Annotated in this window: 7 protein-coding genes; 6 read left to right on the top strand and 1 reads right to left on the bottom strand. The window is 73.8% G+C overall.

The features are described 5' to 3' along the window. The 4 genes from AOK01_RS38705 to AOK01_RS38690 form a co-directional block, all read left to right on the top strand. Nucleotides 1-307, top strand: a 307-nt coding sequence (locus AOK01_RS38705) for a tetratricopeptide repeat protein (RefSeq protein ID WP_281181499.1), incomplete at its 5' end; no start/stop codon positions are given. A gap of 3 nt (nucleotides 308-310) precedes the next feature. Then, nucleotides 311-1,786 (top strand): PP2C family protein-serine/threonine phosphatase, encoded by a 1,476-nt coding sequence (locus AOK01_RS38700; RefSeq protein WP_055520133.1) that lies wholly within the window; start codon nucleotides 311-313, stop codon nucleotides 1,784-1,786. A 157-nt stretch (nucleotides 1,787-1,943) separates the two neighbouring features. Further along, on the top strand, nucleotides 1,944-3,290 hold the full coding sequence (locus AOK01_RS38695; RefSeq protein WP_055520130.1) for a vWA domain-containing protein: 1,347 nt from the start codon (nucleotides 1,944-1,946) through the stop codon (nucleotides 3,288-3,290). A 117-nt stretch (nucleotides 3,291-3,407) separates the two neighbouring features. Beyond that, nucleotides 3,408-4,796, top strand: coding sequence for an FHA domain-containing protein (locus AOK01_RS38690; protein WP_055520128.1), 1,389 nt, complete (start codon nucleotides 3,408-3,410; stop codon nucleotides 4,794-4,796). A 42-nt stretch (nucleotides 4,797-4,838) separates the two neighbouring features. Here AOK01_RS38690 and AOK01_RS38685 read toward each other — a convergent pair whose 3' ends face one another. Next, nucleotides 4,839-5,831 (bottom strand): methyltransferase domain-containing protein, encoded by a 993-nt coding sequence (locus AOK01_RS38685; protein ID WP_055520126.1) that lies wholly within the window; start codon nucleotides 5,829-5,831, stop codon nucleotides 4,839-4,841. 140 nt (nucleotides 5,832-5,971) lie between these two features. Between AOK01_RS38685 and AOK01_RS38680 the strand changes: the two genes are divergently transcribed. Beyond that, nucleotides 5,972-6,385: a globin gene (locus tag AOK01_RS38680; protein ID WP_055520124.1), complete on the top strand. Its 414-nt coding sequence runs from the start codon at nucleotides 5,972-5,974 to the stop codon at nucleotides 6,383-6,385. A 160-nt stretch (nucleotides 6,386-6,545) separates the two neighbouring features. Beyond that, the coding region (locus AOK01_RS38675; protein ID WP_342671093.1) for an FtsX-like permease family protein at nucleotides 6,546-8,614 on the top strand (2,069 nt) is incomplete at its 3' end.

Below are 8,614 nucleotides of genomic sequence, written 5' to 3'. Positions count from 1 at the left end.
TGGACAACTGCTCGCGGCGCAGGTCGAGGCCCTGGACGGGTACGGCCTGGACGCGGTGCGCCGCGAGCAGTTGTCCACAGAGGTCCTTGGTTGCGCCCTGGACTGGGTACTCTCCGGTAGCCAGGGTTCCGTCCCACCGCATACCGGTGCGCGGACCGTACTGCTCGGCAGTGACCTGGACGAGCGGGGTCTGCGTTTCGGTCTGGAGCGTTCGTACCGGACACTGGCCCGGCTCGCCCAGGGTGGCGAGGAGAGGATCGATCTGGTGGAGCGCGCCAACCGCTACCGCCCCCGGACGTGGGTGTAATTCATGTCGCAGATGCCCCAACTGGCCGCCTGCCCCAGCTGTGAGGAACCGCTGGAGTCGGGAGACCGTTTCTGCGGTGCGTGCGGCTACGACCTGTCGGCCGTACCGGCACCGCCGGACGACAACCCCACGATCACCATGAACGGCTCGGCGCCACGGCCTCCTTCGGCCATGACGTCTGCGGCGCCCGCGGCGCCCGTGGACTGGCCGGTCGCTCCCGAGCTGTCCAGCTCGGGCACACCGGCTGCCGTGGTCCTGCCGACGGACCTGGAGGGACGGGAGTCGGGCGGCTCCGACAGCCCCGGCGTCCGGTTCGACCGGCCCGCCCAGCCACATGCCCAGCCGCACGCCCAGCCGCACGCCCAGACGGCTGCTCAGCAACCGGATCACGCGCCGCAGCACGCACCGGCCCCTGCGGAGGACGACGCGGTGACCCACGCGACGGCCCGTGCGGCGGCCGAACCGGACGAGTACCCGCTCGCCGCCCCGCTGCCGCCCGAGGTACCGCCCGGCGGGTCGTCCGCCGACCCCCGGACGGCCGACCTCGCGACGCCCCCCGCGGGCCTGAAGGTCTGCGTGGCGTGCCGCGCGGGCCAGGTCGACCGGGACGGCTACTGCGAGAACTGCGGGCACGCCCAGCCCCGCGAGCGTGACCACATGGAGCAGGAGCTGGCCGCGGTCGCCGCGGTCAGCGACCGCGGGCTGCGCCACCACCGCAACGAGGACGCCTTCACCGTGTCCTCGACGGCGCTGCCCGACGGTTCGGCCGCGGTCGTCGCGATCGTCTGCGACGGCGTCTCCTCGGCGACCCGCCCCGACGAGGCCTCCCTGGCCGCCTCTCGCGCGGCCAACGAGTCGCTCCTGGCGGCCCTGCCCCACGGCACGCATCCGCAGCAGGCCATGCACGACGCGATCCTGGTGGCCGCGGACGCGGTCAACTCCCTGGCGGACCGCGCCCCGTCGGGCCACGAGCACCAGCCGCATGTGAACGCCCCGGCCTGCACCCTCGTCGGCGCCGTCGTCACGCCCAGCCTGCTGATCATCGGCTGGGTCGGCGACAGCCGCGCCTACTGGGTGCCCGTGGACCGGTCGTCACCGCCGGCCCGGCTCACCGAGGACGACTCCTGGGCGGCCCAGATGGTCGCGGCGGGATTGATGAACGAGGCGGAGGCCTACGCGGACGACCGCGCCCACGCCATCACGGGCTGGCTCGGCGCGGACGCGTACGAACTGGAGCCGCACACCGCCTCCTTCAAGCCGGACCGGCCGGGTGTGGTGGTGGTCTGCACCGACGGGCTGTGGAACTACGCGGAGGGCGCCGAGGAGTTGGCCGAGGTCGTCCCGCCCGACGCCGCGGACCGGCCGCTGCACAGCGCCCAGGTGCTGGTGGGCCACGCCCTGGACGGCGGGGGCCACGACAACGTAACAGTGGCCGTCGTCCCGTTCCCGGCACCGCCGCAGGGGGCAGGATCGGCCTGAGGCCGTCGAAACGGCACGAGTGGTACGAGCAGTACCCAGCAGTACCGAGCAGTACGAAAAGGCATCGGCCTCGGAGGGGCCAGGACCGGAGGGGACCGGTCCGCCCACCGACATCACCCCACGTCCCGTGGGAGTCCTGAGGGGGAGCGGAGAAGGCATGGCCAATTTCTCGAAATCCAACGTGCCGCAGTTCTCGGTCGAGGTGTACCAGAACGAGTACCTGCCGGAGGGCGGCCGCGAGGTCAACGCGATCGTGACGGTGACCTCCACCGGCGGCGGCACGGTCGGGAGCGCCGTCGCGGCGCCCCACCTCTACACACCGGGTCAGGGCCCGGACGCGGCCGTGGCGATCATGGTCGACTGTTCAGGGTCCATGGACTACCCGCCGACCAAGATGCGCGGCGCCAGGGACGCGACGGCCGCCGCGATCGACGCGCTGCGCGACGGCGTGCACTTCGCGGTGATCGGCGGAACGCACGTGGCCAAGGAGGTCTATCCGGGCGGCGGCGAGCTCGCCGTCGCCGACGCCCAGACCCGCGACCGGGCGAAGCAGGCGCTGCGCAAGCTCAGCGCGGGCGGCGGCACCGCGATCGGCACCTGGCTGCGGCTGGCCGACCGTCTGCTGTCCTCGGCCGACGTCGCGATCCGGCACGGCATCGTGCTCACCGACGGCCGCAACGAACACGAGTCGTCCGAGGACCTCCAGGCGGCCCTGGACGCCTGCGCCGGCCGCTTCACCGCCGACGCACGCGGTGTCGGCACGGACTGGGAGGTCAAGGAGGTCACCGGTATCGCGTCCGCGCTGCTCGGCACCTCCGACATCGTGGCGGACCCGGCGGGCCTGTCCGCCGACTTCACGCAGATGATGGAGACGGCCATGGGCAAGGAGGTCGCGGACGTGGCGCTGCGGCTGTGGACCCCGGTCGGCACGTCCGTGAAGTTCGTCAAGCAGGTCGCGCCGACGGTCGAGCCGCTCACCGACCGCCGCACCGAGGCGGGCCCGCGCGCCGGGGACTACCCCACCGGCTCCTGGGGGGACGAGTCCCGCGACTACCACGTGTGCGTCGAGGTTCCCGAGGCGGGCCTCGGGCAGGAGATGCTCGCCGCCCGGGTCTCCCTGGTGATCCCGCAGGGTGACGGCACCGCTCAGACACTGGGCGCGCAGGGGCTCGTACGGGCCGTGTGGACCGACGACATGACGGCGTCCACGTCGATCAATCCGCAGGTGGCGCACTACACGGGTCAGGCGGAACTGGCACAAGTCATCCAACAAGGCCTGGATGCCCGCAAAGCGGGAGATGCCGACGGGGCGACGGCCAAACTGGGCCGTGCCGTTCAGCTCGCGAGCGCCTCCGGAAACGCGGATACGGCGAAACTGCTTGCGAAGGTGGTGGACGTGGTCGATGCGGCGGCAGGTACTGTGCGATTGAAGGCGAAGGTCGCGGAGGCCGACGAGATGACTCTCGAAACACGGTCCACAAAGACTGTTCGTGTAAAGAAGTAACGCAGTACGCACCACGCAGTAAGCGCCCGGCGCGAAGCTGTACGCACGTTGTAAGCACGCGGTATGCACGATTTACGGCCCCTCGTGGGCCGGAACAGGAGAGGGGGAAGCGCCGACATGCCGACCTGCCCGAACGGACACCAGTCGGGTTCCGACGACTGGTGCGAGGTCTGCGGTCACCGCATGGCCGGTGCCGTGCCCCCGCCGCCTCCACCGCCGCCCCCGGCGGCCGGGTACGGCTATCCGCCGCCCGGTTCGTCCCCGCCGCCACCCGGTCAGGGCGGCCGGCCGCATCTCTCCGCGGTGCCCGACCCGGCGCCGCAGGCGGAGCTGTGCCCGCAGTGCCGTACCCCGCGTGAGGGCGGGGCGCCGTTCTGCGAGGAGTGCCGGTGGAACTTCCTGACGAACACCGCGACCTCGTACACCCCGGCCGCGCCGCGCCCTCCCGGCGGCCCCGGTCCCGGTGGTCCGGGCCCCGGTGTACCGAACCAGGCACAGGCGCCCCACTTCCAGCAGCAGCCGCCGCCCGGGCAGTCAGGACCCACCCACGGCGGGTTCGACTACCAGGGCTCCCGGCCCTCGCAGATGAACCGGCCGGCGGAGCCGATCCCGCCCTACGGCGAGAACCCCGCCGGTTTCCCCGGCGACCCGTCGCGCCCGGTACCGCCACAGCCAGGACCCGGCGCCACGGCCCCCGGGGCTCCCGGCGGATACGGCGGTCCGGGCGGTCCGGGCGGCCAGGGTGGATACGGCGGTCCCGGCGGCCCGAACGGTCCCGGCGGGGGCCCGAACGGTCCCGGCGGTCCCGGTGCCCCGCAGGCGTTCCAGCAGTCAGGACCGCCCGCTCCGCCCGCGTACCCGCAGGAGACCAGGCACCCGCAGGCACCGGGCGGCGGCGGCCAGGGCCAGTCCTTCGGGGGCGGTGAGGACGACTGGGTGCTCTCACCGCCGTCGGGCGGCAGCCCGGGCCACAGTGGTGGTCCCGCTGGTGGCCCCGGTGGTCCGGGCGGCCCGCCCGGACCCGGCGCCGGCTACGGCTATCCGCAGCCCGGCTCGACGCAGGCGCCTCCCGGATACCAGCAGCAGCCGCCGCAGCAGCAGCTGCCGTGGAGCATCACCATCGGGCCCGACCGTGAGTACTTCATGGCGATGATGCAGCGGTCGGGGCCCGAGGCCGCGGGGCTGAACCTGCCCGCGTACTCGCCGGAACAGCAGCGTCCGCTCAGCGGCAACCAGATCACGATCGGCCGCCGCCGCCACTCCACGGGCGACACCCCGGACATCGATCTGTCGGTGCCGCCGGAGGACCCGGGCGTCTCGCACCAGCACGCGGTCCTGGTGCAGCAGCCCGACGGCACCTGGGCGGTCGTCGACCAGAACTCCACCAACGGCACGACGGTCAACGGCGCCGAGGAGCCCATCCAGCCGTTCGTCCCCGTACCGCTCCAGGACGGCGACCGGGTGCACGTGGGCGCCTGGACGACGATCACGGTCCGGCGGGGCTAGACCAGCGGGCTCCGGGTGCCGACGCCCGGCGCCGGCACCCGGTCACGGCAGCGGCCAGGTGTACGGCCCCTCGGGGTCGGGGTCGTCCAACCACGCCCAGGCGCGGCCGGCGGCGACCGTGATCCCGTACCGCTCGCGCCGCGGCCACCCCTCGCGCTCCCACAGCGCGCGTGCCTCGTCCGGGGCGAGGCCGCCCTCCGTCAGGGTCAGCAGGAACCGGAACAGCTCGTGGCTCCTGGCCCTGTGCGGCAGATCGTCCAGGTACGCGTCCGTGCCTTCGCGCCCGGGCAGGGCGCCGCCGCGCAGGGGTACGAAGTAGGCCGGCGTCGGCAGGAAGCGGCCTTCGGCGTGTTCGGCGTCCCGTACCCGCAGGGCGATGAGGCCGGTGGCGAACGGCGCGAGGATCCGGGCACCGGGGCGGCACTGGTCGAGCCAGGCCTGTGGGATCGAACTCAGCGAGCAGGTGGCGATGACACGGTCGAAGGGGGCGCGCTCGGGGCAGCCGCGCGCTCCGTCACCGGTGACGACGGCGGGACGGTAGCCGGCGGCGGCCAGGTGCCGCCGGGCGGACTCGGTGATCTCCGGGTCCAGGTCGACCGTGGTGACCAGCTCCTCGCCCAGCCGGTACGAGAGCAGCGCCGCGTTGTAACCGGTGCCCGCGCCGATCTCCAGGACCGCGTCCCCCTCCCGTACCTCCAGCTCGGCCAGCATGTTCGCCATCAGCGACGGCTGGCTGCTGGACGACAGCAGCTCGCCGTCGCGCATGCGCGTGGCCAGCGGGCTGTCCGCGTACGCCCCGCGCAGCCACTCCTCGCGTCGGCGCGGATCGGGGTCCTCGCCCCATCTGCGCTCGTAGCCGCCCCGTACGCCCACGTAGTAGTACGGCACGAAGAGGTGGCGCGGGACGCTCGCGAAGGCCGCCCGCCAGTGCGGGTCGGCGTCCCAGGCGCCGCCGGCGTCGATCTCGCGTACCAGCGCCGCCCGCGCCGTGGCGGCGAGGTCGTCGAGCCTGTGGTCGATGGCGTGCGCGCTCATACCTCCACTGTGCTGCGGGACGGGCCGGGAGGCGAGCGCCGGGCGCGACCGATCCGGAATCGGCCCTTCTGCATCCGCCCTTCCACAGCGGTGGTCCCAAGCCTTGAGACCGCGGTCTGCCGGGCTGCCCGTCTGAGACCATGGACGGTGTGAAAGAGATTCCGCGCGGCACGCTTCAGGAGCAGACCTTCTACGAGCAGGTCGGCGGCGAGGAGACCTTCCGGCGCCTCGTACACCGGTTCTACGAGGGTGTCGCCGAGGATCCCCTGCTGCGGCCCATGTATCCCGAGGAGGATCTGGGCCCGGCCGAGGAGCGCTTCACGCTGTTCCTGATCCAGTACTGGGGCGGGCCGACCACGTACAGCGAGAACCGCGGCCACCCCCGGCTGCGGATGCGGCACGCGCCCTTCGCGGTCGACCGCGCGGCCCATGACGCCTGGCTGAAGCACATGCGGGTCGCCGTCGACGAGCTCGGCCTCTCCGAGGAGCACGAGCACACACTGTGGAACTACCTGACGTACGCGGCGGCTTCGATGGTGAACACCGAGGGCTGAACAACGCCGTCCACCCACGGGCGGGTCACACCGTCTGATGCGCGGATTCCGGTCGCGTGTCGCCGGATTCCGGTCACGATCCGGTCAAACCCGTTCCTGCCCGATCCTCAAGCGCTTTCCCGCGGCCCCTCCCCTCTGACAACATCACCGAAGATCCGGGATGTCCGGCGATACGGCGGGGGGCCGGGTGACAGGGTTCGTCCTACTGCGTGTGCGGGCGCACCGCCTGCTGCTGGCCGCCGCGCTGCTCACCGTCCTGCTGACCACGGCGGTGCTGGCGACCCTGACCGCGTACTCGGGTGCGATCGGCGACGCGGCGCTGCGGCACTCGCTCCTCGATCCGTCGGCGGGCTCAGCGAGTGCGGGCTCAGCGAGTGCGGGCTCGGCGCCGGAGAGCGCGGCGGCCACGACGCTGATCGTCAAGGCCGACGTCCCTGCGGCGGAGCGCACGGCCGCCGACAAGGCCGTACGGGACGGGGCCCGGCGCACCTTCGACGGGCTGCCGGTGACCTTGCGGACGCTGACCCGGTCGGGCCCGTACGCGCTGCCGAGGTCGTTGCAGGACCCCGCCGCCCGCTCGGAGGACCCCGATCTCACCCACTTCGCGGCGTTGGATCCCACCCAGGTACGGACGGTCGACGGCCGCCTGCCCCGCGCCCCGAGCGGCGACAGCAGCAACGGCAGCGGCAGCAGTAGCGGCAGCAGTAGCGCCGGCGGCGAGATCGAGGTGGCGCTGCCCGAGGCCGCCGCGCGCCGGCTGGCGCTCGAACCGGGGGCGCGGCTGACCCTCGTCGACCGGTTCGACGGCCCGAAGGTACGGGTCCGGGTGACCGGCCTGTACCGGCCCGTACGCGTCAGCTCGCCCTACTGGCAGCTGGACGACCTGCACGGCCGCGGGATCAGCACGCTCGACTTCACGACGTACGGGCCGCTGCTGGCCGACCCGTCGGTGCTCACGGCCGCCGGAGCCGGGCGGGCGGTCAGCTCCGGGCCGACCGGCTGGCTGGCGTCCGCCGACTTCTCGGGCCTGACGACCGGGCGGATCGACGCCCTGCGGGACGCGGCGGGCAGCGGCCCCCGTTGGCTGCTCAAGTCCCCCGCGCTGCACGGCACCACGGCCGTCACGACATCGTTGCCGGAGGAACTGGACCGGGCCGACCGGTCGTTGCTGGTCTCCCGTTCGACGCTGCTGATCGTCGCGCTCCAGCTCGCGCTGCTCGCCGGGTACGCGCTGCTGCTCGTGGCCCGGCTGCTGAGCGTCGAACGAGCGGGTGAGACCCGGCTGTTGCGGGCGCGCGGCGCCTCGCGCGGACGGGTGGCCGGGCTCGCGGCGCTGGAGGCGTCGCTCCTTGCCCTGCCGGCCGCACTCTGCGCGCCGCTGCTCGCCGGGCCGTTGACACGGCTGCTGGCAGGACAGGGCGCGCTCGCGCGGATCGGGCTGCGCCTGGACACCTCGGCTACGGCCGGCGCGGTGTGGGTAACGGCGGCGGCGGTCGCCCTGGGATGCGCGCTGGCGGTGACCGTGCCCGCGCTGACCGCGCGGGCCGAGGGCACCGGAGGCGGCCGTGCTCGTGCGCTTCCCGCGCCGGTACGGGCCGGTGCGGACGTGGGCCTGCTGGTGATCGCGGCCGTCGCGTACTGGCAGTTGAGCCGGCAGACCTCCGGCGCCGTGACGACGTCCGGCTCCGGCTCCGGCCGGTCGGGAACGTCCACGGACACCCTCGGTATCGACCCGCTCCTGGTCTCCGCGCCCGCGCTGGCCCTGCTCGCCGGCACCGTGCTCACCCTGCGGCTGCTGCCGCCCGTGGCCCGCCTCGCCGAGCGGCGCGCGGCGAGCGGCCGGGGGCTGCCGACGGCGCTCGCCGGCTGGCAGTTCAGCCGCCGCCCGATGCGGGGCGCGGGACCGGTCCTGCTGCTCGTCCTCGCCGTCGCGATGGGCATGCTCGCGATCGGCCAGGGCGCGTCGTGGGACCGTTCGCAGGACGACCAGGCGGACTTCCTGGCCGGCACCTCCATACGGGTACTCGCAGGCGGCGAGGGCGGGTTGGCCCGCGCCGGGCTCTACGCGGGCCTCGACGGCGTACGCGGGGCCGCCCCCGCCATGCGTACGTCGCTGGCGCTGTCCGGCAACCGGACGGCCACGGTGCTGGCCCTGGACACGGAGGGCACCGGGCCGGACACCGGCAAAGGGACCACCGGCGGTTCCGGGAGCGGGGACGGGGGCGGGGA

It is taken from the genome of Streptomyces aurantiacus (genome assembly GCF_001418335.1).
Lineage (GTDB): Bacteria > Actinomycetota > Actinomycetes > Streptomycetales > Streptomycetaceae > Streptomyces > Streptomyces aurantiacus.
Note: the sequence above shows the minus strand (reverse complement) of the source record. Positions and strands in the feature narration are given on the sequence as shown.

What these genes read in the sequence shown, in the direction of transcription:
- AOK01_RS38690 (WP_055520128.1), top strand. Translation starts at nt 3,408, where the DNA reads ATGCCGACCTGCCCGAACGGACACCAGTCGGGTTCCGACGACTGGTGC.
- AOK01_RS38695 (WP_055520130.1), top strand. Translation starts at nt 1,944, where the DNA reads ATGGCCAATTTCTCGAAATCCAACGTGCCGCAGTTCTCGGTCGAGGTG.
- AOK01_RS38700 (WP_055520133.1), top strand. Translation starts at nt 311, where the DNA reads ATGTCGCAGATGCCCCAACTGGCCGCCTGCCCCAGCTGTGAGGAACCG.
- AOK01_RS38685 (WP_055520126.1), bottom strand. Translation starts at nt 5,831, where the DNA reads ATGAGCGCGCACGCCATCGACCACAGGCTCGACGACCTCGCCGCCACG.
- AOK01_RS38680 (WP_055520124.1), top strand. Translation starts at nt 5,972, where the DNA reads ATGGACGGTGTGAAAGAGATTCCGCGCGGCACGCTTCAGGAGCAGACC.